We start from the raw sequence: 23,147 nt of genomic DNA on the forward strand, positions 1-23,147 counted from the left end.
TGGTCTAAAATAGATTTTTTTGTTACAAAAAACACTTGGATTAACACTATGTTAAGATTTCTTCACAGCTAAACACTTCCTTCAGCCGGACTCCTTTTTCGGTATGTTGCACCCTAATAATTTCGTTATGGGCATCATGCTCCAAAAATAAATAATAATTATTATCGGCAGCGGCATTGAGGAATTTAGTTTTCTCAGGCATTGTCAATAAAGGTCTGGTGTCATATCCCATCACATAAGGAACCGGAATATGTCCGGCTGTAGCCAATAAATCAGCACAAAAAACAATCGTTTTGTCTTTGTATTGAATATGTGGAATCATCTGTTTCTCGGTATGTCCATCTACAAAGAATATGCTAAAACCCAGTTCTGACTGCTCCAGAAAATCACCTTCCGGTCTTTTGATAAAATTCAATTGTCCGCTCTCTTGCATAGGCAAAATATTTTCTGACAAAAAAGAAGCTTTCTCCCTAGGATTCGGTTTTGTTGCCCATTCCCAATGGCTGTCATTGCTCCAAAACTTGGCATTTTTAAAAGCAGGTTCATAACCGGTTTTGTCCTTGTTCCATTGTACGCTTCCACCGCAATGATCAAAATGCAAATGCGTCATAAAAACATCGGTAATATCATCGCGATGAAAACCGTATTTAGCTAAGGATTTATCCATAGAATGGCTTCCCCAAAGTGAATAATAGCCAAAAAACTTCTCCGATTGCTTGTTCCCCATTCCAGTATCAATAAGAATCAATCGATTTTCATCTTCAATAAGCAGGCATCTTGCCGCAATATCAATCAAATTATTTTCATCAGCAGGATTGGTTTTATTCCAAATGGTTTTGGGCACCACGCCAAACATAGCGCCACCATCGAGTTTAAAATTTCCAGTTTCTATCGGATAGAGTTTCATGGTCGTATTGTTTAAAACTAAATTATCCTCAAATATAAAAGATTCAACAATAAAACCCCCTTAAATAGTTGTTATATTGTTGAATCTTGAAATCAAAAACCCGATACATCCGAATTATACACTAAATAAAAACGCTAATAACAGGGAATTAGCTATAAAAAAAGTCACGCTATTGAAGTAGTCCTACTTTTTTAATTTCTCAAAAATAGCTTTGAGTTTATCATTAGTCTTAGCTTCGAAAGACCTTTTTTTTATCATCTTATCAATATATTTTATTCTTTCTTGTGTCAGCGGATGTGAGCTTAAAAATTCCGGCATAGAAATGGTGTTATCCTGCTGCAGCCGCTGGAATAAATCAGACATCCCTTGTGGATTAACCCCATTGGAAACTAAAATTTCAAAACCATCTAAATCTGCTTGATGTTCAAATTCTCTGGAAAAGGAAAGTGATTGCAAACTATTCACATTGTCCCCTATCGTCGCCATAATACCATTGGCATCCCCTAAAATTGCAGAAATGAATAAATAACCAGATAGACTTCTGCAAATCGCTTTCATCGAATGCCGATTATTAACATGAGATACTTCGTGACCAATTAAAGCCACCAATTCTTCATAACTCTTCATCTCGTCTAAAATCCCTTGATAAACAACAATATTTCCGTCAGGAAGAGCAAAAGCATTGACAATATCCGAATTGACAACAGTAAATTTTATCGGTTTACTATTTTTTAATTTCAATTCTTTTGCAAATGCATTCAAAGCCGCTGTTTTCACCGAATCAACGGAACTGAAAAACATATTCTCCTGAAAAAAATTGCTTCCCAGTTTGTCGTCATAATCTTCTGGAATCAAAACCACTGATTTTTCGGCTACCCAAGGAATGGCATAAACATAAGACAATCCTATAAACAGCATAATCAAGAAAGCAAAACCAACATGTGAAGTCAATCCTAAATCTAATAATTTATGATACCAATCCAGTTGTCCGTTATTTTTTCTAAAAACAGTCAAATCCCGAATGAAATCAGGATCTTTCACCATAATACCCTGAACCGTTTCATCACCATGTTGAAAATACAGAGCCGTTCCTTTTTTTTCAAAAGAAACAGACTCTAATTTCCAACTATTAGCCGTGTTATTAGCCGATTCAAAATGAAACATCGAAGTTCCTTTGTCGAAGAACAATTCTATTGGCTGGGGAACCGAAGAATTTCCATCATAAAAAACCCCAATTGTTTTATTCTTCATGATCTTACATTACAAAATCTAAATCCAAGAAATCACTGATATCCTCGCCTGTAGCGTCTTTATAATTCGCTTCTGTTTGTTGTATCGAATCCAGATCAATATTTCCTTCTAATTCTATATTGCTAAAAATATACTTCATCGTTCTTGTTACAACCCATGCATACCCAAGTCCTAACGTACCGATTAAAATAAATAAGTTTACAAAAGCCAATTTAAAGAAACCACCGCCGGTTACAGTAGAATTCAATTGAATTTCATCCTTTCCTTTATTTAGACTTAGGTTGTCTATATAATATTCGAAAAGATCTTTTTGCCACCAAAAAGCATAAATTCCAAGAGTAAACACTGTCAAGAAGTAACCTTTCAAATTTAAGATAAAATAATCTCCTCCGTCTCCCTCATAATTCATTTCAATTTCACCAAATCGAACATTATTCAACAGGTATTTTCTGAGATTTATTGACATCCATGAACCATAAAGCCCAAGAGATATAATTGTAAAGAAAATCCATTTGAAAAAATTTTTGGTCAGTTCATTCCTGTCTCCTCTATAGCCGAAACGAATTCCTCGCCATGATGTTCTTGACATTCTATAGCGATACGATCCATGAATTGCCAAAGGTAAAATGGCGATAAAGCCAAGGTAAAACAATAATAAACCTACAAATGGAATTTTTAAATAGATAAATAAAGCCAGCAGACCATAAAGACTAATGAATATCAAAATTGCTTTCAAGAATCCTTTAAACATTTCCTTGCCCGTACCATGAAAAGAAAATGAATCTCCATTCAATGAAGTTTCTCCATACAGAAACTGAAGGCGTTTTGCTTTTGCCCAGGGATAATAAAGACCTAGTGTCACAATTGTTAATAACCAGTTGACAATAATGACTCCAAAAAAGTCACTTCCATTTCCGTTAAAATCAATTTTATAGCTTTTTGAGCTGGTTAATGGTTCGTTCATGCTTTATAGCGTTATTTCTTGTTAATAAATCATAAAAGTAATTTATTTTTTGAATTACCAAACCATATAGACATTTTCTATTTTAAGATTAGTTATAAAAATGTTATCAATTATGGAAAAAGGTTTTTATATAGTATCTTTGCAGTTAATTTAGACAAAATCAATATAACGATGCGATAAGCTTCCTGAAAGGCCTGATTTTCAAATCACAATTTCAATGCAAATCCCATAATACCAATACAAACACATGATAAAAGTTTCTGATACTGCCAAAAAGAAAATCATCGATTTGATGAAAGAGGACGGTTTTGATGCTAGCACTGACTATGTAAGAGTGGGTGTGAAAAGCGGCGGTTGCTCTGGTTTGTCTTATGATTTAAAATTTGACAAAACTAAAAGCGAGGATGATAAAATATTTGTAGATAACGAAATCACCATCGCTGTAGAGAAAAAATCATTCCTTTATTTAGCCGGAACAATACTGGAATTTTCAGGAGGAATAAACGGAAAAGGATTTGTTTTTAATAATCCAAATGCAAACAGAACTTGTGGTTGCGGAGAGAGTTTCTCTTTGTAAAACATTTAAAATAAAAAATTATGTCAAAATATACCGAAGACGATTTAAAAATCGAACTCGAAACTAAAGAATACGAGTACGGATTTTATACTAATTTGGAATCGGACACTTTTCCAACAGGCTTAAACGAAGATATCGTTCGTGCCATCTCCCTTAGAAAAGAAGAACCACAATGGATGACCGAGTGGCGCCTTGAAGCTTTTCGTGCATGGCAAGAAATGACTGAACCGGAATGGGCGAATGTGCATTATGAGAAACCTGATTTTCAAGCCATTTCCTATTATTCAGCCCCAAAAGCCATTGACCCTAATAAAACATTAGACGATGTAGATCCGGAACTTTTAGAAATGTATAAAAAGTTAGGCATCTCTGTCGATGAGCAAAAGATGATGAATAATGTAGCGATGGATATTGTTGTCGACTCGGTTTCGGTTGCAACAACATTCAAAAAAACATTAGGCGAAAAAGGGATTATCTTCATGAGTATTTCTGAAGCTATCAAAGAACATCCGGAATTAGTTCGTAAATATTTAGGAACAGTAGTTCCGCAAAAAGACAACTTTTATGCTGCTTTAAATTCAGCCGTATTCTCTGACGGTTCTTTCTGTTATATTCCAAAAGGAGTTCGTTGCCCAATGGAACTTTCGACTTATTTTAGAATCAATCAAGCCGGAACAGGTCAATTTGAAAGAACATTATTAATTGCTGACGAAGGAAGTTACGTATCTTACCTTGAAGGTTGTACTGCTCCAAGTCGTGATGAAAATCAATTGCACGCTGCCGTAGTAGAATTAATCGCTCTTGACGATGCCGAAATTAAATATTCGACCGTTCAAAACTGGTATCCTGGAAATAAAGAAGGTAAAGGAGGCGTTTTCAATTTTGTAACCAAAAGAGGAATATGCGAGAAAAACGCAAAGATTTCTTGGACACAGGTTGAAACGGGCTCAGCGGTAACTTGGAAATATCCTTCGGTTATTTTAAAAGGTGACAATTCAGTAGGTGAATTTTATTCAATAGCTGTAACCAATAATTTCCAACAAGCCGATACCGGAACAAAAATGATACATTTAGGTAAAAACACTAAATCAACCATCATTTCTAAAGGTATTTCTGCCGGAAAATCCCAAAACAGTTACCGTGGTTTGGTACGAATTTCACCAAATGCAGACAACGCCAGAAACTTTTCACAATGTGACTCGTTGTTAATGGGCAACAATTGTGGCGCACACACTTTTCCTTATATAGAAAGCAAAAATCCATCGGCCAAAGTAGAACACGAAGCCACGACAAGTAAAATTGGTGAAGACCAAGTTTTCTATTGCAACCAACGTGGAATCCCAACCGAGAAAGCAATTGCTTTAATCGTAAACGGTTTCAGTAAAGATGTATTGAATAAGTTGCCAATGGAATTTGCGGTAGAAGCTCAAAAATTATTAGAAATTTCACTAGAAGGAAGTGTGGGTTAATTTCCAGATCCAAAATAAAACGTACTGAATCTTAATACCTTAATGGTTTAAAAAATAGAAACAAATGTTAAGCATAAAAAATCTACATGCCGCAATTGGCGACAAAGAAATATTAAAAGGAATCAACCTTGAAGTAAAAGCAGGTGAAGTTCATGCGATAATGGGGCCAAACGGTGCCGGAAAAAGTACCCTTTCGGCTGTAATTGCAGGAAACGAAAACTACGAAATGACCGAGGGAGAAATCCTTTTGGAGAACGAAGATATTTCTGAATTGGCTCCCGAAGAAAGAGCACACAAAGGAGTTTTTCTTTCTTTTCAATATCCGGTTGAAATTCCTGGAGTTTCAGTAACCAATTTCATGAGAACGGCTATCAATGAAACACGCAAAGCAAACGGTCAGGACGAAATGCCTGCCAATGAAATGCTGAAAGTGATTCGTGAAAAAGCAGAATTATTAGAAATTGACAGAAAATTTTTGTCTCGTTCTCTTAACGAAGGATTTTCTGGAGGAGAGAAAAAACGTAACGAAATTTTCCAAATGGCAATGTTAGAACCAAAATTGGCCATTCTTGACGAAACCGATTCAGGATTGGACATTGATGCTTTGCGAATTGTTGCCAATGGCGTAAACAAATTAAAAAGCGATAAAAACGCAGTAATCGTAATCACGCACTACCAAAGATTATTAGATTATATCGTTCCTGATTTTGTTCACGTCCTTTACAACGGAAAAATTGTAAAATCGGGTGATGCAAGCTTAGCCTTAGAACTTGAAGAAAAAGGATACGACTGGATTAAACAAGAACAAGAAGCATAAATTAGTTAGCAGTTTGCGGTTAGCAGTTTTCAAAACTCATAACTCACAACTCATAACTTTTAACTAAACAATAATGGAATTGAAAGATAAATTAATCTCGTCTTTTATGGCTTTTGAGGAGCGTATTGATGTTCATTCTGAACTTCATGATGTAAGAACTTCGGCTATAAAAAACTTTGAAAATAAAGGCTTCCCAACCAAAAAAGAAGAAGCTTGGAAATATACTTCGCTAAACGCCATCCTGAAAAATGACTTTACGGTATTTCCAAAAAACGAAAGTTCAATTGAATTTAACCAAGTAAAAAAATACTTTATCAACGAAATAGACACTTACAAAGTGGTTTTTATTGACGGTGTTTTTAGCTCTCATTTATCTTCAACAACTCACGAAGGAATCGATGTTTGTTTGATGTCATCGGCATTAAACAAACCAAAATATAAGATGATTATTGACACTTACTTCAACCAGATTGCAAGTAAAGACGAAAGCTTGACTTCATTAAATACGGCTTTTGCCAATGAAGGAGCTTACATCAATATCCCAAAAAGCAAAGTAGCTGACAAACCTATCGAAATCATGTATTTCTCTACAGGTAACGAAGCTGCATTGATGGTTCAGCCAAGAAACTTAGTGATTGTAGGTGAGAATTCTCATGTTCAAATCATTGAGCGTCATCAAAGTTTAAGCGAAAATCCAGTATTAACTAACTCCGTTACCGAAATTTTTGCTCAAAAACGTGCCATTGTGGATTACTACAAAATTCAAAATGACAATCTTGAGGCAAACCTAATTGACAATACTTACGTTTCTCAAAAACAAGAGAGTCACGTTTCTGTTCACACTTTCTCTTTTGGAGGAAACTTAACCCGAAACAATTTGAATTTCTACCACTTTGGTGAAAGATTGACAAGTACTTTGAACGGAATCACGATCATTGGCGAAAAACAACACGTAGATCATTACACTCTAGTGAACCATACTTCTCCAAACTGTGAAAGCTTCCAGGATTACAAAGGAATCTTCTCTGATCGTTCAACAGGTGTTTTCAACGGAAAAGTATTTGTTGACAAAGAAGCTCAAAAAACAAATGCTTTCCAAAAAAGCAACAACATCTTATTGAGTGACAAAGCGACAATCAATGCAAAACCTCAGTTAGAAATTTTTGCCGATGACGTAAAATGTTCTCACGGATGTACCATAGGTCAATTAGACGAAACTGCAATGTTCTACATGCAACAACGTGGAATCCCTAAAAAAGAAGCTAAAGCTTTATTGATGTACGCTTTCTCGAATGCAGTTATCGAAAACATCAAAATACCAGAATTAAAACAAAGAATCAACACCATTATCGCCACTAAATTAGGCGTGAAAATGGGATTTGATTTGTAGTTAATTTTTAACCGCAAAGTTCGTTAAGATTAACGCAAAGGGCACAAGGTTTTTACTAAACCTTGTGCCCTTTGCGGTTAATTTTTTAGTCTCTTACTGCAATAATAAACATTATAATTCCTATAAAAGACAATACAAGACCTCCCAAAAAACAAAATGTATTTATTATTGAGTAACCTAGATTCGTAGAATAACCTAAACCTATTAAAAACCAACCTCCAATTATCATTAAAACTGATTGTAAAACTTTATTCTTTATCATAAAAATTATTTTTTCACACTCTCGACGATCCCTTTCAACATCGCATTAACATCAAACTTGGCATCTTCGGTCAATCCCATACGCACAATCACTAAATCAAGCGACGGAATAATAAATACTTTTTGCCCTTGATAACCATTTGCCGAATACAAATCTTTTGGCGCGTCTGGATATCTTCCACCGGCATTCAACCAAAAATGTCCTCCATAATCTCCCTTAGAATCATTGGTAGGCTTTGCAACATATTTAGCCCAACTCTCCTCAAAAAGCTGCTCTCCGTTCCAATTCCCTTTGTGTAAATACAACAAACCAAACTTAGCCCAATCTCTTGTTGTAGCCCAACCATAAGACGAACCTACATAATTGCCTGCCATATCTGTTTCAATCAACATCGAGCTCATTCCAATTTTATCAATCAAAGCAGCATACCAAAAATCAAGATATTCCTGATGGGTTTTAAATTGATTTCTCAAAATATAAGACAATAAATTAGTAGTTCCCGAAGAATAATTCCAATGCGTATTAGGCTTGTGTACCGCCGGTTTTTCGAGTTGAACTCTTCCCATATTTTCTGATAGAAAAAGCATTTTTGTCGCATCACAAATCGTACTGTAATCTTCCTCCCATTCTAATCCCGAATTCATGTGAATCAGATCATTTGTGGTGATGTTTTTTCGTTCATCATTTTCCCATTCGGGAATCGGGGCGGGTTTATAAATATCATATTTTCCTTGTTTTTGGAGTATTCCAAATAAAGTCGCCGTAATACTTTTGGTCATTGACCAACCTAAAATTTTGCTGTCTTTATTGAAACCCGTATCGTATTTCTCGGCAATGATTTTATCTTTATAAACAACCAAAAGAGAACGTGTTCTTTTGTCTTTTTTGCCCTTAACATCAAAGGCATTGGCGACAGCCGCGTTCAATTTTTCATAATCAATGTTAGAGAAAATAGTATCTTTTGGATTCTTATTTCCATAAGGGAAAGCTAAATTATTTTCCAATTTTGCTCTTTTTGGAACCAAATACGGTTTATTTACATCAAAATCATCGTTAATTAATGTCGCACCCAAGCCTTCCCGATAAATCGCTTTTCGTTTTTTCAGTCCATATACCGAAGCAGTTGCAAATTTTCCTTCATCGTCAATTTTGTTTTTAGCCAAATCAATCATGTCGATATCATTGTCACCCTTTTCAATCATTTCCAGCGAACGCTGATCTATGAAATGTCCCGAAGCAACACTTTTGGCCGAAAAACCGGAAATTAAATCCAACTTTGGATAGGTTGTATATCCAATATAAAAAACACCTATAAAAGACGCAAAACCAATAAGTTTGAATATTTTTTTCATAAAAAACTATTTTAATGCAATTTATTAAAAACATTCAATACGGCGAATTATACTTACAAATCATTTAGACTATAAAGCATAGTAAGAATCTATGAAAACTTAATTTCTTAATGGTATAATTTTAGTACTTTTGTATTTAGAATTTTTCTAAATAATTATGCTAGACATTCAAAAAATAAGAGCCGATTTTCCTATACTATCTCAAAAAGTAAACGGAAAACCTTTAGTTTACTTCGATAACGGAGCCACATCTCAGAAACCACAAGTGGTCATTGATGCCATCTCTAAATATTACCAAGAAATCAATGCCAACATTCATCGTGGTGTTCATACTTTAAGCCAATTAGCGACCGATGCCTACGAAATTTCTCGTGGCAAAGTTCAAAATCATATCAATGCCAAATTTGTCCACGAAGTGCTTTTTACTTCCGGAACTACTTTTGGGATTAATTTAGTTGCCAACGGATTTGCCTCGATTTTGAAACCGGGCGATGAAGTTTTGGTTTCAGCATTGGAACACCACAGCAATATTGTGCCTTGGCAAATGCTTTGCGAGAAAACTGGTGCTACACTAAAAGTCATTCCCATGAATGAAAACGGGGAACTGATAATGGCTGAATTTGACAAAATCCTTTCGGATAAAACCAAAATTATCGCTGTGAATCATATCTCAAACGCACTCGGAACTATCAATCCGATTAAGTACATGATTGACAAAGCGCATGAAGTTGGCGCAGCCATTTTAATTGACGGGGCGCAAGCCGTTCCGCATTTAAAACCGGACGTACAGGAATTAGACTGCGATTTTTATGTTTTTTCAGGGCATAAAATGTGCGGACCTACGGGAACCGGTATTTTATACGGAAAAGAAGCCTGGCTGAATAAATTACCGCCTTATCAAGGTGGTGGTGAAATGATCAAAGAAGTGACTTTCGAAAAAACTACTTATGCTGATTTGCCTCATAAATTTGAAGCCGGAACGCCTAATATTGCCGGAGGAATCGTCTTGGGAACCGCCATTGACTATATGAATTCCATTGGTTTTGAGAATATCCAAAAACAGGAACTAGAATTATTGGAATATGGAACCCAACGTTTATTGGAAATTGAAGGTTTGAAAATTTTTGGTACAGCCAAGGAAAAAACGTCGGTAATTTCATTTAATATTGAAGGAATTCATCCTTATGATATTGGTACGATAATTGACAAATTGGGAATAGCGGTACGAACAGGACACCATTGCACCCAACCGATAATGAATTTTTTCTGTATTCCGGGAACCATCAGAGCCTCTTTTTCTTTTTACAATACCAAAGAAGAAATTGATCTTATGGTCGAAGCCGTTAAAAAAGCGAAAACAATGTTATCTTAAAAACTAAATTATGAAATCGCCATTAACAACCTGTTTGCTCAAGCAAACACCTTTAAATAAAAAGGCGATACCATATATGACCAACGACAAATAAATTTTACATATATGAAACTAATCTCTTTATTGTTCTTAACCCTGTTTTTGGGAAATGCTTGCGAAAACGCCAAAGCACAAGAAATTGATGCTGCAATAATAGAATACGTAGCCAATACAAGAGGTTTTTACCAGAAAATAGTAATCAAGAAACAGATGATCACCGTTTCAAAAGACCGGAACGAACACGACAAAGCGGTTCCAACCAAAATTGCAAACCCTGATTGGGACGATTTAACTACACTATTTCAAGAAGTCAATCTGGATGAAATTCCAGATTTGAAATCGCCAACAGAAAAACGCTTTTATGATGGGGCGGCTATCGCCAATTTAAAAATCACCTACAAAGGAAAAACCTATGAATCGAAGAGTTTTGATCATGGATTTCCACCAGTAGAAATTAAAAAATTAGTAAATAAAATAAATTCACTTGTAAAACAGAATGACGAAAATTAAAAACATACAGGACGAAATAGTGGATGAATTTTCTATGTTTGATGATTGGATGCAACGCTACGAGTACATCATCGAATTGGGGAAAAATCTTCCACTAATCAAAGAGGAATTTAAGACAGAAAACAATTTGATTAAAGGTTGCCAATCGAAAGTGTGGTTGCAAGGAGAAAAAAACGAAGATAAGGTGGTTTTTACCGCCGACAGCGATGCCATTTTAACCAAAGGAATTATTGCGATTTTAATCCGTGTTTTTTCAAACCAGTCGCCTGCGGATATCATCAATGCCGACATGAGTTTTATTGACGAAATAGGTCTGAAAGAGCATTTATCCCCTACAAGAGCCAATGGTTTGGTCTCAATGATAAAAAATATTAAAATGTATGCCTTGGCATTCAACACTAAAAACTAAAATAAAAATGGAACAAGAAATAGACACTAACGAATTAGGCGAAGCAATCGTAAAGAAACTAAAAACCATCTACGATCCTGAGATTCCTGTAGATATTTACGAATTAGGATTGATTTATGACGTAATGGTCAACACTGATTATGAAGTAAAAATCCTGATGACATTGACTTCTCCTAACTGCCCGGTTGCCGAAAGTTTACCTAGAGAAGTAGAAGAAAAAGTAAAATCTATTGAGCATATCAAAGACGCCGAAGTAGAAATCACTTTTGATCCACCTTGGAGCAAAGATCTCATGAGTGAAGAAGCTAAGTTAGAATTAGGAATGCTTTAAAATAAAGTCATAAAGTCGAAAGTCATAAAGTCAAAACGAGTACTTTATAACTTTCGATCTTTGACATTAAGACTTAAAAAATGGACGAGATAATTAATAAAGTAGCCAATAGTGTCTTGGAAGTTTTCGATCTAGAAGATTACTATCCAAAAGGGATTCGGACTCAAATCGACATTTCACAATGGCTGTTAGACGGTTTTTTGTTAAAAGAAAAAGACTTTAGAGAGCATCTTAAAAATCACGACTGGACCCAATACCAAAACCATTTTGTAGCCATCCATTGCAGTACGGATGCTATTATTCCTGCTTGGGCTTCCATTTTAGTAGCAATCCAACTGGCGCCATTTGCCAAAAAAATTGTCAATGGAACGATCGAAGATTTAGATGCCGCCTTATATGAAGAACTACTTCCGAAATTGGATTATTCTGTATATCAAAACAAACCGATTATCATAAAAGGCTGTTCCAGAAAACCGGTTCCGATGCGTGCTTATGTATTAGCGGCGCATCATCTGCAAGTTTATGCCAGAAGCATCATGTATGGTGAAGCCTGCTCCGCTGTACCCTTGTATAAGAAAAAATAATAAGCCCTATTTTCTCAATTGCTTTTTTTATATTTGTTATACTAACAAATTAAAGAATATGAAAAAAGCAATACTTTCTTTGGTCTTTATTTTGACACTCCTATCCGGAAATGCCCAAGAAGTCGCAAAAGACACTACAAAAATTTGGACAAAAAAAGGCAATATCTCCTTACTTTTTAGCCAATCAGCCTACAACAAACAATGGTTAGGAGGCGGTACCTCAAATCTTGCGGGAAATTTTGGTTTGAACTATGATTTCAATTATAAAAAAGGAAATGTTGTATGGGACAATAAATTTATTCTGGCTTATGGTCTAAGTAAAATAAAAGGAAATGAAAGAACAGCTAAAACGGATGACCGCATAGAATTGAATTCTCTTTGGGGTAAAAAGTCATCTGCACCTAACTGGTACTATTCCCTATATTTCAATTTTAAATCACAAATGGATTCTGGTTTGGGTAAAAACGACGAGATAATCTCTCATTTTTTCTCCCCTGCCTATTTCCAGCTTGGTCCCGGAATGCTATGGAAGAAAAGCAATAATCTGAGTTTCAATTTTTCTCCAGCAGCAGGAAAATTAATTCTTGTCCATAAACATTTTACTGATTTAGCTCCTTCCTTTGGCGTTTTGCAAGGCGACGCTTCCCGATTTGAATTGGGCGCCAGCGTTTCCGGTTATTACAAATTTAATGTAATGGCTAATGTATCCATTGAAAACCGATTGAATTTATATTCCAATTATTTAGACAACCCGCAAAACGTTGATATCGATTACCAGATGAATCTAGTCATGAAAATCAACAAATACCTGTCGGCGAATGTTGCTGTTCAGGCCATCTATGATGACAATTCAGTCCAAGCCGTTCAGGTGCGTGAAATCTTTGGATTGGGTATCAATTTTGGTATCTAAGGTTTCAAAAAACGACATAAAAAATCCCTTTTAATTCATTTCAAAAGGGATTTTTTTATTTAAACCAATTTAGATTTCAGTATCATCTTCGTCTTTTTCTTTTTCAATAGCATCCTTATAATCAGGATACAAAAACTTATTGTACGGAAAACGGGTAATGTGAATTTGCCTTACCGCTTCATAAACACATTCTCTAAACTCTTCAAAGTTTTCTTTGTTTCTAGCCGAAATAAACAAAGCGTTTTGCTCACCTACGCGACTCATCCAAGTCGATTTCCATTCTTCCAGCGTATAATGTTTTGTCGTTTTTTCGGTCATCAAATCATCTTCGTCAATGGTCAAATGTCTATAAGCATCAATTTTATTGAAAACCATGATTACGGGTTTGTCATTCGCTTTGATATCCAATAGCGTTTGGTTTACCGATGCAATATGATCTTCAAATTCAGGGTGTGAAATATCGACAACATGCAATAACAAATCGGCCTCACGAACCTCATCAAGCGTACTCTTGAACGAATCTACTAGCATAGTAGGTAATTTACGAATAAATCCCACGGTGTCAGACAATAGGAAAGGCAGGTTTTTGATCACCACCTTGCGAACGGTTGTGTCTAAGGTTGCAAAAAGTTTGTTTTCTACAAACACATCACTTTTCCCAATGGCATTCATCAAAGTAGATTTACCCACATTCGTATATCCCACTAAAGCAACACGTACCATAGAACCACGATTGCTTCGCTGCGTTCCCATTTGTTTGTCAATCGCTTTAATTTTATCTTTGAGTAACGCAATTCTATCGCGTACAATACGTCTGTCTGTTTCAATTTCTGTTTCACCGGGTCCACGCATTCCAATTCCCCCTTTTTGACGCTCCAAGTGTGTCCAAAGTCCGGATAATCGCGGCAACATATAAATACATTGTGCCAGCTCCACTTGGGTTCTTGCATAGGAAGTTTCGGCACGCTGTGCAAAAATGTCCAGAATAAGGTGCGTCCTGTCCAGAATTTTACATTCGGTAATTATCTTGGAAATATTTTTTTGTTGTGAAGGTGTTAACTCATCATCAAAAATCAATGTCGAAATACTATTCTCCTTTACATACGCATGAATCTCTTCGATCTTTCCTGTACCCATAAAAGTTTTAGGATTGGGACGTTCCATTTTTTGCGAAAAGCGTTTCACCACTTCTCCACCAGCCGTAAAAGTTAAAAACTCCAGTTCGTCAAGATATTCGTTTAATTTCTCTTCGCTTTGATTTTGAGTTACAATGCCTACAATGGCTGTTTTTTCGAAATTTAATACTTCTTTTTCTAACATAACTTTGAATAAGCTACAAATTTAATCATTTGCTAGGTACTTACACTTATTGAAATCGCTTTTTAAATCGAATAGAAAACAAATTAATGCGCTTGTTTTCCAGACTTGAACCTAAAAATGCATTAGTTATCGTCAACATATTACTCGTAAAGATAGGTGGTTTGCGTTTTTACAATCCCATTCTCTTCTATTAGCGCATGCGAAACAGGATAATTAGTACTGTTGTATTTATAAGTGCCCGATTTTCCAATAAAATTTACCGAAGTAGATTTAGAACTCAATTGATTATTCTCAGAAACGGATTGCAAATCAAATTCATCTTCATAAAAAGAAACTATGGGAACAATCAGTCTGTAATTCTCGCCAAATATATTTTTTACAATCAGCTGATTAATCGAATTTTTATCATCAAAAGTATAATACTGAGTTGATTTATCTCCAACCAATCCTTTCTGACTCACAAAATTATTTTTGTAATAACCATACTCTTTTTTACTGATAATCTGTTGGTTTCTATCTCTTGAAGCTCTCCTTACGATGATCCCGTTTTCGACTATATATTCAATGTCTTCAACAAAATTTTGGTGATTATTACTTTTTTTTGTGATTGCTTTTATTCTGGCACCTTCGTATGTTAGCGTTATTGTCTTAGTAACATATTGGCCATTTTCATCGTATTTTTTACTAAATTTTGTTAGTCTGTTTGCTTTGTCATAGCTGTAATTAACCACTTCTTTCCAGCCGCTTCCCTCTCTTTCTTTTACCGTCATGTCCAATAGTCCATTTGGATTGTAAAAGAAGCTTTGGATAACATCAGACGTTTTGATAGAGGAGAGTTTTCCTCCCTTAAATTGCATTGTTTTGTTGACAATTTCACCATCTTTCAAATTGCGAAAATTTGTTTTAACAACATTAATTTGTTTTAACTTAACTGTGTTCTCTAGTGTTTGACTTTGCGTCAAAAAAGGCGAGACCACCATAAGAATAATGGTGATAAAGTACGTTTTCATGTGGTATTTTTATAGATTTGGGACGGCAAAATACAAAACAAAAAATAAGCAAAACAATTATGACTGCACAATTGCTGCTTATTAAAAGTTATTTATATTTAAAAGTAGGTTCGGGATATTATAAAACCCAATTTAGAATGAGCTAAAACGACTCAAAAAGAGGGGTTTTAGCTCATTATTTTAATTAACGGTAATCAATTTTACCTCAAAAATAAGTACAGAACCTCCAGGAATAGGCCCTCTATCATTGCTTCCATAACCCAGATGAGCCGGAATTAAAAGAATACCGCTACCGCCTTCTTTAAAAAAAGGAATTCCTTCTGTCCATCCTTTTATTACCTGTTGCAAACCAAAGGAAATTCCGCTGTCTTTACTTTGATCGAATACAGTACCATTGGTAAAATAGCCTTTGTAAGCCACCGTTACATTAGAGGTAGCAGTAGGTTGTTTTCCCGTTCCGGCTTCCTTAATTACGTAATACAAACCTGAACTGCTTTTTTGAGCAGTTAAATCATTTTTGGCTATATAATCAACAATTTCTTGTTCATTCTTAGCGGTATAATCCGTTTCTTTATCTTTTGAACAAGATATAAATAGAATCGAGATTAGGGCAATTAAAGTGTATTTCATGGTGCATTTTTTTTATAAAAAAGCAAATATAGCACAATTCAAACTATCTCCTTCGCAAAAAAAACTAGTCACCAAATACCTGCACGTCATCTACCAGAAATGAACCATCTAAGGCTAGGTCTTTTCCAGAACCAATGTATTTAAAGGCGATGTTTATCTTCCCCGTATAAGTCGACAAATCAACCGTCCCCGAACCAATGAACTCATTCCAAGGCGTACTTTGATTAGGTATTCTGACCGAAACGGGGATCCAAGTTGCCGAATTGATATGGAGCCCATCAAAATCAGTCGAGATATAAACTTCTAACGTATTTAAAGGAGAATCTACATCCAGATGATGTTGAGCGGTTCTGAATGAAAGTGTTTCATTAGTATGAGTATCCATATCAATTTTTGGGCTAATGAGCCAAACAATATTAGAAACCACTTTGGTTCCCGTTATGGTAAATTCGGCATAACCATTCGTTGCTGTAATTCCGCCTTTCCAGACAATGGCTCCGGTTTCAATAATATTACTCCAACCCGGCAAACTCAAATTAGTACCATCGGATACGCTTTGAAAATCTTCGATAAAAAAAGGAATCTTGCGCTCAGCATTCATTTGAAGATCGGTTTCATTTCGAGCCACTAATTGGTAATCACTGGCATATTTTGTTAAAACTCCACGCACTTTACCGCTTCCATCAGGGACGCTATTTTTAGAGAAATCAGCATAACTACTGGTTCTAAAAATAATCTGATTGCCTTTTTCATCTACGAGATTCCAATTGGTCGCCCCACCTACATCATTAGTTGCTTCATAATACTGACGCCCAATGGCTGGCTCTGTAAATTGCACTTTCGATACCTCAACGAGAGTGTTGAGATAACTATCGTTAATTTGATCCAAACTCAACGGCTGAACTAATTGTTCTTCATTCATATTGATACATGAAGCCAGCAACACCTTTTTATAATCATTTTGCGAAAGTCGTCCTACTCCTCCCTGATTGTAGGCGTTCACATACAAAGCCCCAATACGCAGTGCTCCATAATATAAATCGGTATATTGCTCTTTTAATTTCACATATACTTTATTCCCCACCCGAAAATCAACATATAAATTAGTGGCATCAACAGGCACACTAAAACCGATGGTTTGATTGGTGGCTGTAGCCAAGGTTTGAAGCGAGATTGTTTTAAAAAAATTTCCCTTCTCATCACTGGAGACCACATAAGCTTCGATTACGTCATCATAGGGATATTGAGCTACAATTTCGGCAGCATTGGCATGAACTTGGACGACAGTTTTGTTTGCGACAAAATCCGGCTGGGTACAACTCAGCTTAGGAACTTCGACCTCATCATTTACGCAACTAGAAAAGAGCACTGCAAAGACCATTAAAAAAAAGCATTTTATACTATTACTTTCCATACCATTTGATTTAAAAATTTAAAAACTGAAGTAGAGATTCACAAAATAGCTTTGACCATAGCCATAAAAATATTTATTGCCAAAAGAAGGTGTCCCGCTGGAAATATCCTGATTGAGCTGACGGAAATTAGCATTACGAGCTTGCTCATAGCCGCCTGTTTTATAACTTTTATCCAATATATTATTTACACTCACAAAAAGCCCCAGATATTTTCCCTTAATTCTCCAGGATTTCCCTCCAATTAAATTGAGTAAAACTACAGGATCAAATCGCTCCTGTTGTAGTAACTCCTTTGCTCTTTCCTCGGTAGCTTCGGGAAAAGTGAAACCGCTGGCGGGATTTGTATAAAATTGTGCTGTTCTGGAAATGGGTGAAACATCAATATAGGAATCGGCTAGATAATTCACATTGGTTCCTATCCACCAGTATTTGGGATCTCGATATTCGAGCCCTAAACAATACGCCTGCTGTGGCATGCCTGCTTGCTTGTAATTTTTTAAAAGTGCTGTCCCAAAATCATACGATGGATTCGTATTTTCAATAGTGGCTACCGCATCATTATTAATACTTACCTTAGGATTATTGTCATAGGTAAATTGCCCATAAGCCGCCGAAAAGCTTGTTTTTAATGTAGTACTGAGTTGGTACTCCAAACTTAATTCGGCTCCGATATTCTTGCGGTTCAGATTGGTCAAGGTCTGGCTGACAAAAGCATTGGTATTAGTATATCCCGCCTCATTGTCAAAGATTCCTTCGGCATAAAAAAAGGAAATTTTAGTAGCATCTTTTATGGTCGAATAATAGGCTGTTCCTCTCATTTTTAAATAGGGCGATCGAAAAGTATAGCTAATATCAAGACTATTGACAACTTCACTTTTCAAGTTCTCCACAATCGAATTATTCAATCGCGCATTGGGAAAAGCGCTTCTAAGACTGGGTGCTTTGGTCAAATGGGCTGCGTTGAAATTCAATGATTGCTTGCCCGATATTTTAAAAGTAATCCCTCCTTTGAAGCCAAAATTCTCGAATTGCACTTTCTCACTTTTACCAAAAGAGGTCGTCTCATAAATTCCATTGCGATACAAACCTTCCCTTTGATAATTAGTGCTACTGAAGGATTGCGCCAAGTAAAAATCGGCTTTATTATAAGAAAATTTAAACTGACTGAAAGCGTCAACAGTATTAGCGCTGTACTTATAATTGTAGCCATAAGCGTCGCCCACTAGCACCTGACGGTTTGGATTATTCAAATCAGATTGCGCTTGGCTTCCGTTATAAAATCCATCAATATCTTCAAAAAAAGCGCCTCCCAATAAATCCAACAGCTTTTGGTAATTGTGAGATTTTAAATCCCGAAACGAAGCACCCACATTCAAAATTAAATTTTCATTTAGTTGCGAATTAAAGTTAGACGCTGCCACAATGGTTTGATCATCGGTCCGATCTTCATATAAAACATAATGACTTTGTGCCGGTTCATAAGCTGTTATGGTTCCATTGTTACCCACAATTGGATTCTGATTGGCTCGGTAGATTGCCTCCCAGTCGATTTGAGGATTTGCCAGAAATGCAAGTTTACTTTTCTCAGCATTCTCATAATCCGGTATAAACTCACCCGAAAACTCTCCATTGTCTTTGGCATACATCGAACTGTAATAGCTGGGCATTTTTCTAAAATAAGTTGGATCCGGACTATTGGCATTTTGATAATCGATATTACTGTTCGCTATTTTCCCAAACTGATACATCACACTGAAATTCAAATTAGTGTGATCATTTATTTTAAAAAAATGATTTAACATCAGGATGGGTTCTTCGATGGTTTTTTCTCTCGCATTTCTTTTTTTACCGTTTTGATAACCCCAGTAGGAATTGTATTTCTCACTCGTCAATTGCCTAACCTCATCTGTGTTTGGCGAATTTTTTCCTCGGGTATTGGGCGTATAAAAGCCCGTAACGTTAATCGAATGTTGCTCGTTCAATTTCTTTTCGACACTAAGAAAAAGCGAATTTGCATCATAAGTAGTTCCGTCAAAATAACCTTCTTCGGCATAGCGCTTTCCAGCCGAAACCACATAAGCCCAACCGGCATTACTCATGCCCGAAGCATAAGTTCCCATCATACGCCAACTGTAATTCGTATTGGTTCCTGATACTGTAATTCTGGCGCCAGTCCTATAAATTGAAGCACGAGTAATGATTTGCTGCGTTCCCAAAATACCCCCAAAAGTATAATCGGATGGTGCGGTCCCGATGGAAAACTCCTGATTTCGAGTAGCATCATTGAGTCCGCCCCAGTTGCTCCATTGCGGTCTGCCGTCATAAAGCTTGTTCATCGCGACGCCATTAATCATGGTCGTTGCATTCTCGCTGTCCAAACCGCGTACCCGGAATCGAGCCTGTCCCCAATTGAAAGCGGCTGCCTGCTGAAAAGCATCTTTGGATGATTGTAAAAGCCCCGAAGTACTCTCAGAACCACTATTGTCATCTGTCAGTTCGTTTTCGAAAAGCCGAATTAATCCACTTTGCTGATCTAAAATTTGGTCTTCTTCCAGTAAAATAGTTCCCAAGTCGAGCAACTGACCCGCATTCAAACTTATGGGAACCAAAGCATCTTTGTATCCCTGATTGTGAAAAAGAATCAGATAATCCCCAGATGGTAAAGTATTAAAAAGAAACTGCCCATCGGTTGCTGTCAGTTGCATCCAATTTGTGTTTTGAATTGAAACAACTACATAAGTCAAGGGTTGCATTGTTTTCGCATCTAAAATCTTACCCGAAATTCCGGCATTATTTTGGCCAAAAACAAATCCCATCTGCAAAATAAACAAGAGTGACAAAATACCATTTCTCATAAGCCTGTCTCTACTTTTCCGCCAAAAAATCCTAATAAATCAGGAAATTTTGCCTGTTAAATAAAAAAATGATTGTTTCATTTCTGTCCATAAAAAATATCCCGAAAAGGAATACTATGTCAGAAACAACAGAAAAAGGTCTTTGGAAATAAAGGCATCACCCAATTGGGCTCTACAAAAAAATAGAAAAGTGGTATTTAGAATTCAAAACCAACTTAAAAACACAACGGCTTGAATACTAATGTTAAAAATAGTAAAAAAAATCGTTAAGTGACTGATTTTCAATAAAAATAAAAAAAACCGACTGTTTTTCTAGGACATGTCGGCTTTTAAAAAGTGTAAATGTATTTTACTCGATTGCTTTGATTCTGGAAACCATAAGGGCTATCAAAATTCCGAAGATTCCAATAAAAGCGAAAGAGAATCGCAAACCAAACAACTCGGCAATATAACCGATCACGGGTGGTCCCATTAAAAACCCCAGAAAACTCACACTCGAAACAATTGTCAGTGCTTCACCAGGAGGAACTGTTGGGTTTTTTCCTGCCACACTATAAATTGTTGGTACAATCGTAGAAACCCCTAATCCCACAAGCATAAAAGCAAAAGTACACGGAATGATATACGGGAAAAATACCGAAACAAAAAGTCCGGTAGAAATCATCAGCCCGCTAATTTGCATGACTTTTTTTCGCCCAAATTTAAGAATCAAACCGTCCCCAATGAAACGACCTCCGGCCATCATAATCATAAACGAAGTATAACCTAAAATTACTAATGCACCCGGCGCTTTAATCACATCCTTAAAATAAACACCGCTCCAATCAAACATTACACCCTCACTTGCCATCCCGCAGAAACCAATTACTCCCAGCCAAATTAAAGCACTGTCTGGTTTGGTGAACCTTTTTTTCTTTTTAGCTTTAATGGTTTCTTTGGCTTTTATCAAGAATTTAAAATTTAATGCTACCATTAGCAATACAATTCCGCCAACTATCAGAAAATGATGATAAGGCGTAAGTTCTAATGCCAGCATTCCTAAACCAACCAAAGCGCCCGTAAATCCAGCAAAACTCCACATCCCGTGAAAAGAAGACATGATTGTTTTCTTGAAAAGCACTTCGGTATAGACTCCTTGGGTATTCACAGCTATATTCGCCAAGTTCCCAAAAATTCCAAATACAAATAATCCCGCCAATAACTGCCAAGTTTGAGTTGCCAGACCAATATTTGTCAAGCTAAAAGCATAGAATAACAACGAAATTATAAGAATACGGTGGCTACCAAAACGGGTAACTAATTTTCCTGAAAAAGGCATAATCACTAATTGTCCCAATGGCAATGCAAATAAAATAGTTCCTAACTGACCTTCACTTAGATGCAATGCCGATTTAATATCCGGAATTCGGCTGGCCCAAGTGGCAAAACACAAACCCATGGCAAAATAAAACATAGAAACTGCCCAACGAATTCTATTGAGATACGAAATCTTAGCATTTTTGTACGTTTTCTTATACTTAGCTTTGGTTTTAAATCGGGATATGAAGTTTAGATCTATCAAAATTGATTGACTTTAGAAGTTTAATTCTGCAAAGGTACAAAATGCCATAACTCAGTGAACCTGCTTACTTCTTTAACTAAAATTACAACGTTATTGTTTATAAAAATAAATCTTCCCTAATTACTTTCAGAGTTTCTAGGGAAGATTTCTTGCTTTCTGCCAAAGGCAAAACTATAAATCAATTACTTTCTTTTGGTTGTTGCTTAGTATTGCAGCTTCGATAATTTGCATGACATGAACCCCATCCTGCGCTGTAACCGGTTCTGGCATATCCTTTGAAATAGAATTGTAAACTCCGTCAAAAAAATCATAATAATTCCCTTGAAGTGTTGGGATCTTTTCGATCAAAACATCATTATTAATCTCTGTATGAAGAATTCCCTCTTTGGTTTTAGGCTCTTTACCCCAAATATCAAGATTTGGTTTCTTAGCCAATTTTAAATCGTCTTCCTGCACATCGCCACGCACTTTTAAAAACGAGCCTTTTTTGCCATGAATCACATAGGAAGGAATGGCTTCGCGAACAAAAAACCCAGCTTTCAATCGCACTCTTACATCAGGATAATACAGCAAAATATCGATATAATCATCTACCAAAGAGTGCGCTCTGGTAATTCGGATATCTGCAAAAACAGCTTGAGGTAAACCAAAAAAACTCAAAGCCTGATCAATCAAATGTGGTCCTAAATCTTTCAAAATTCCGGCACCAGAATTAGCCGTTTCTTTGTGTTGTTTTGGACTCAAATTCGGATTGTAACGATCAAAATGAAATTCGGCCTCGACAATATCGCCCAATAGATTCTCTGAAATAACTTTCTTTACGGTTTTGAAATCGCTGTCCCATCTTCTGTTTTGAAAAACGGCCAATTTTAATCCTTTTTCTTTGGCCAATGCAGCCAATTCCTGCGCTTCGGCCAGCGTCGTGGTAAATGCTTTTTCGACAATAGCATGTTTTCCGGCCAGCAAGACTTTTTTAGCATATTCAAAATGCGTTTCCACAGGCGTATTGACAATGACCAAATCAACATTATCTTTCAATAAATCATCCAAAGAAGCATAGCTTTTCGCCAAAGGATAATCATTTTGAATCAATTTTTTACTTCTTTCCCAAGAGCCAAGCAGTTCAAATCCTGGATGAATATCCAAAAACGGAGCATGGAAAACTTTTCCAGACATGCCGTAAGAAAGCAGTGCTGTTTTTATTTTTTGCAT

Annotated in this window: 21 protein-coding genes; 10 read left to right on the top strand and 11 right to left on the bottom strand. The window is 36.2% G+C overall.

Translation table 11 applies throughout. The features are described from left to right. Positions 1 to 46: 46 nt before the first annotated feature. From LNP19_RS03820 to LNP19_RS03830, 3 genes are all read right to left on the bottom strand, one after another. A complete protein-coding gene (locus LNP19_RS03820; RefSeq protein ID WP_230063491.1) occupies positions 47 to 907 on the bottom strand; it encodes an MBL fold metallo-hydrolase in 861 nt (286 codons plus the stop codon). 183 nt (positions 908 to 1,090) lie between these two features. Next, positions 1,091 to 2,158, bottom strand: coding sequence for a M48 family metallopeptidase (locus LNP19_RS03825; RefSeq protein ID WP_230063492.1), 1,068 nt, complete (start codon positions 2,156 to 2,158; stop codon positions 1,091 to 1,093). A gap of 4 nt (positions 2,159 to 2,162) precedes the next feature. Next, on the bottom strand, positions 2,163 to 3,122 hold the full coding sequence (locus tag LNP19_RS03830; RefSeq protein ID WP_072940609.1) for a YjgN family protein: 960 nt from the start codon (positions 3,120 to 3,122) through the stop codon (positions 2,163 to 2,165). A 247-nt stretch (positions 3,123 to 3,369) separates the two neighbouring features. On the opposite strand from LNP19_RS03830, the gene LNP19_RS03835 reads away from it, so the two are divergent. From LNP19_RS03835 to sufD, 4 genes are all read left to right on the top strand, one after another. Beyond that, entirely contained in the window at positions 3,370 to 3,699 is a 330-nt protein-coding gene (locus LNP19_RS03835) for a HesB/IscA family protein (protein ID WP_072940607.1), read from the top strand. Positions 3,700 to 3,719: 20 nt separating this feature from the next. After that, a complete protein-coding gene (gene sufB, locus LNP19_RS03840; protein WP_230063493.1) occupies positions 3,720 to 5,168 on the top strand; it encodes a Fe-S cluster assembly protein SufB in 1,449 nt (482 codons plus the stop codon). 64 nt (positions 5,169 to 5,232) lie between these two features. After that, positions 5,233 to 5,985, top strand: a complete 753-nt coding sequence (gene sufC, locus LNP19_RS03845) for a Fe-S cluster assembly ATPase SufC (protein WP_230063494.1) — start codon at positions 5,233 to 5,235, stop codon at positions 5,983 to 5,985. Between the two features lie 73 nt (positions 5,986 to 6,058). Then, entirely contained in the window at positions 6,059 to 7,375 is a 1,317-nt protein-coding gene (sufD, locus tag LNP19_RS03850) for a Fe-S cluster assembly protein SufD (protein WP_230063495.1), read from the top strand. Between the two features lie 267 nt (positions 7,376 to 7,642). Here sufD and LNP19_RS03855 read toward each other — a convergent pair whose 3' ends face one another. Next, positions 7,643 to 8,989 (bottom strand): serine hydrolase domain-containing protein, encoded by a 1,347-nt coding sequence (locus tag LNP19_RS03855; RefSeq protein ID WP_230063496.1) that lies wholly within the window; start codon positions 8,987 to 8,989, stop codon positions 7,643 to 7,645. Positions 8,990 to 9,146: 157 nt separating this feature from the next. Between LNP19_RS03855 and LNP19_RS03860 the strand changes: the two genes are divergently transcribed. From LNP19_RS03860 to LNP19_RS03885, 6 genes are all read left to right on the top strand, one after another. Beyond that, on the top strand, positions 9,147 to 10,361 hold the full coding sequence (locus LNP19_RS03860) for an aminotransferase class V-fold PLP-dependent enzyme (RefSeq protein ID WP_230063497.1): 1,215 nt from the start codon (positions 9,147 to 9,149) through the stop codon (positions 10,359 to 10,361). A gap of 105 nt (positions 10,362 to 10,466) precedes the next feature. After that, complete coding sequence (locus tag LNP19_RS03865) at positions 10,467 to 10,910, top strand: hypothetical protein (RefSeq protein WP_230063498.1); 444 nt, start codon at positions 10,467 to 10,469, stop codon at positions 10,908 to 10,910. Next, positions 10,897 to 11,319 carry a SufE family protein gene (locus LNP19_RS03870; protein ID WP_230063499.1) on the top strand — a complete coding sequence of 141 codons (423 nt, stop codon included), beginning with the start codon at positions 10,897 to 10,899 and terminating at the stop codon, positions 11,317 to 11,319. Before LNP19_RS03865 ends, LNP19_RS03870 begins: the two co-directional genes overlap by 14 nt. Before the next feature lie 7 nt (positions 11,320 to 11,326). Further along, positions 11,327 to 11,650, top strand: a complete 324-nt coding sequence (locus tag LNP19_RS03875) for an SUF system Fe-S cluster assembly protein (protein ID WP_230063500.1) — start codon at positions 11,327 to 11,329, stop codon at positions 11,648 to 11,650. An 80-nt stretch (positions 11,651 to 11,730) separates the two neighbouring features. Further along, positions 11,731 to 12,234, top strand: coding sequence for a DUF2480 family protein (locus LNP19_RS03880; protein WP_230063501.1), 504 nt, complete (start codon positions 11,731 to 11,733; stop codon positions 12,232 to 12,234). A gap of 58 nt (positions 12,235 to 12,292) precedes the next feature. Then, on the top strand, positions 12,293 to 13,144 hold the full coding sequence (locus LNP19_RS03885; RefSeq protein WP_230063502.1) for a DUF3078 domain-containing protein: 852 nt from the start codon (positions 12,293 to 12,295) through the stop codon (positions 13,142 to 13,144). Between the two features lie 69 nt (positions 13,145 to 13,213). Here LNP19_RS03885 and hflX read toward each other — a convergent pair whose 3' ends face one another. The 7 genes from hflX to LNP19_RS03920 form a co-directional block, all read right to left on the bottom strand. Then, complete coding sequence (hflX, locus tag LNP19_RS03890; protein ID WP_230063503.1) at positions 13,214 to 14,464, bottom strand: GTPase HflX; 1,251 nt, start codon at positions 14,462 to 14,464, stop codon at positions 13,214 to 13,216. Positions 14,465 to 14,604: 140 nt separating this feature from the next. Beyond that, positions 14,605 to 15,474 (bottom strand): hypothetical protein, encoded by an 870-nt coding sequence (locus tag LNP19_RS03895; protein ID WP_230063504.1) that lies wholly within the window; start codon positions 15,472 to 15,474, stop codon positions 14,605 to 14,607. 180 nt (positions 15,475 to 15,654) lie between these two features. Continuing rightward, entirely contained in the window at positions 15,655 to 16,104 is a 450-nt protein-coding gene (locus tag LNP19_RS03900; protein ID WP_230063505.1) for an FKBP-type peptidyl-prolyl cis-trans isomerase, read from the bottom strand. 64 nt (positions 16,105 to 16,168) lie between these two features. Beyond that, positions 16,169 to 17,518: a DUF5689 domain-containing protein gene (locus LNP19_RS03905; RefSeq protein WP_230063506.1), complete on the bottom strand. Its 1,350-nt coding sequence runs from the start codon at positions 17,516 to 17,518 to the stop codon at positions 16,169 to 16,171. Positions 17,519 to 17,536: 18 nt separating this feature from the next. Further along, the gene (locus LNP19_RS03910; protein WP_230063507.1) at positions 17,537 to 20,374 is read right to left on the bottom strand and encodes a TonB-dependent receptor; all 2,838 of its coding nucleotides are present in this window, start codon (positions 20,372 to 20,374) and stop codon (positions 17,537 to 17,539) included. A 349-nt stretch (positions 20,375 to 20,723) separates the two neighbouring features. Beyond that, a complete protein-coding gene (locus LNP19_RS03915; protein WP_230063508.1) occupies positions 20,724 to 21,935 on the bottom strand; it encodes an MFS transporter in 1,212 nt (403 codons plus the stop codon). A gap of 171 nt (positions 21,936 to 22,106) precedes the next feature. Next, on the bottom strand, positions 22,107 to 23,147 hold the full coding sequence (locus tag LNP19_RS03920; protein ID WP_230063509.1) for a Gfo/Idh/MocA family oxidoreductase: 1,041 nt from the start codon (positions 23,145 to 23,147) through the stop codon (positions 22,107 to 22,109).

It is taken from the genome of Flavobacterium acetivorans (assembly GCF_020911885.1).
Taxonomy (GTDB): Bacteria; Bacteroidota; Bacteroidia; order Flavobacteriales; family Flavobacteriaceae; genus Flavobacterium; species Flavobacterium acetivorans.

Excerpts from the sequence above, each read along its gene's own strand:
- sufD (WP_230063495.1), top strand. The coding sequence starts at position 6,059 with ATGGAATTGAAAGATAAATTAATCTCGTCTTTTATGGCTTTTGAGGAG.
- LNP19_RS03860 (WP_230063497.1), top strand. The coding sequence starts at position 9,147 with ATGCTAGACATTCAAAAAATAAGAGCCGATTTTCCTATACTATCTCAA.
- LNP19_RS03875 (WP_230063500.1), top strand. The coding sequence starts at position 11,327 with ATGGAACAAGAAATAGACACTAACGAATTAGGCGAAGCAATCGTAAAG.
- LNP19_RS03880 (WP_230063501.1), top strand. The coding sequence starts at position 11,731 with ATGGACGAGATAATTAATAAAGTAGCCAATAGTGTCTTGGAAGTTTTC.
- LNP19_RS03870 (WP_230063499.1), top strand. The coding sequence starts at position 10,897 with ATGACGAAAATTAAAAACATACAGGACGAAATAGTGGATGAATTTTCT.
- LNP19_RS03900 (WP_230063505.1), bottom strand. The coding sequence starts at position 16,104 with ATGAAATACACTTTAATTGCCCTAATCTCGATTCTATTTATATCTTGT.
- sufB (WP_230063493.1), top strand. The coding sequence starts at position 3,720 with ATGTCAAAATATACCGAAGACGATTTAAAAATCGAACTCGAAACTAAA.
- LNP19_RS03920 (WP_230063509.1), bottom strand. The coding sequence starts at position 23,147 with ATGCAAAAAATAAAAACAGCACTGCTTTCTTACGGCATGTCTGGAAAA.
- LNP19_RS03910 (WP_230063507.1), bottom strand. The coding sequence starts at position 20,374 with ATGAGAAATGGTATTTTGTCACTCTTGTTTATTTTGCAGATGGGATTT.
- LNP19_RS03835 (WP_072940607.1), top strand. The coding sequence starts at position 3,370 with ATGATAAAAGTTTCTGATACTGCCAAAAAGAAAATCATCGATTTGATG.
- LNP19_RS03830 (WP_072940609.1), bottom strand. The coding sequence starts at position 3,122 with ATGAACGAACCATTAACCAGCTCAAAAAGCTATAAAATTGATTTTAAC.
- LNP19_RS03820 (WP_230063491.1), bottom strand. The coding sequence starts at position 907 with ATGAAACTCTATCCGATAGAAACTGGAAATTTTAAACTCGATGGTGGC.
- LNP19_RS03885 (WP_230063502.1), top strand. The coding sequence starts at position 12,293 with ATGAAAAAAGCAATACTTTCTTTGGTCTTTATTTTGACACTCCTATCC.
- LNP19_RS03865 (WP_230063498.1), top strand. The coding sequence starts at position 10,467 with ATGAAACTAATCTCTTTATTGTTCTTAACCCTGTTTTTGGGAAATGCT.
- hflX (WP_230063503.1), bottom strand. The coding sequence starts at position 14,464 with ATGTTAGAAAAAGAAGTATTAAATTTCGAAAAAACAGCCATTGTAGGC.
- LNP19_RS03895 (WP_230063504.1), bottom strand. The coding sequence starts at position 15,474 with ATGAAAACGTACTTTATCACCATTATTCTTATGGTGGTCTCGCCTTTT.
- sufC (WP_230063494.1), top strand. The coding sequence starts at position 5,233 with ATGTTAAGCATAAAAAATCTACATGCCGCAATTGGCGACAAAGAAATA.
- LNP19_RS03905 (WP_230063506.1), bottom strand. The coding sequence starts at position 17,518 with ATGGAAAGTAATAGTATAAAATGCTTTTTTTTAATGGTCTTTGCAGTG.
- LNP19_RS03855 (WP_230063496.1), bottom strand. The coding sequence starts at position 8,989 with ATGAAAAAAATATTCAAACTTATTGGTTTTGCGTCTTTTATAGGTGTT.
- LNP19_RS03825 (WP_230063492.1), bottom strand. The coding sequence starts at position 2,158 with ATGAAGAATAAAACAATTGGGGTTTTTTATGATGGAAATTCTTCGGTT.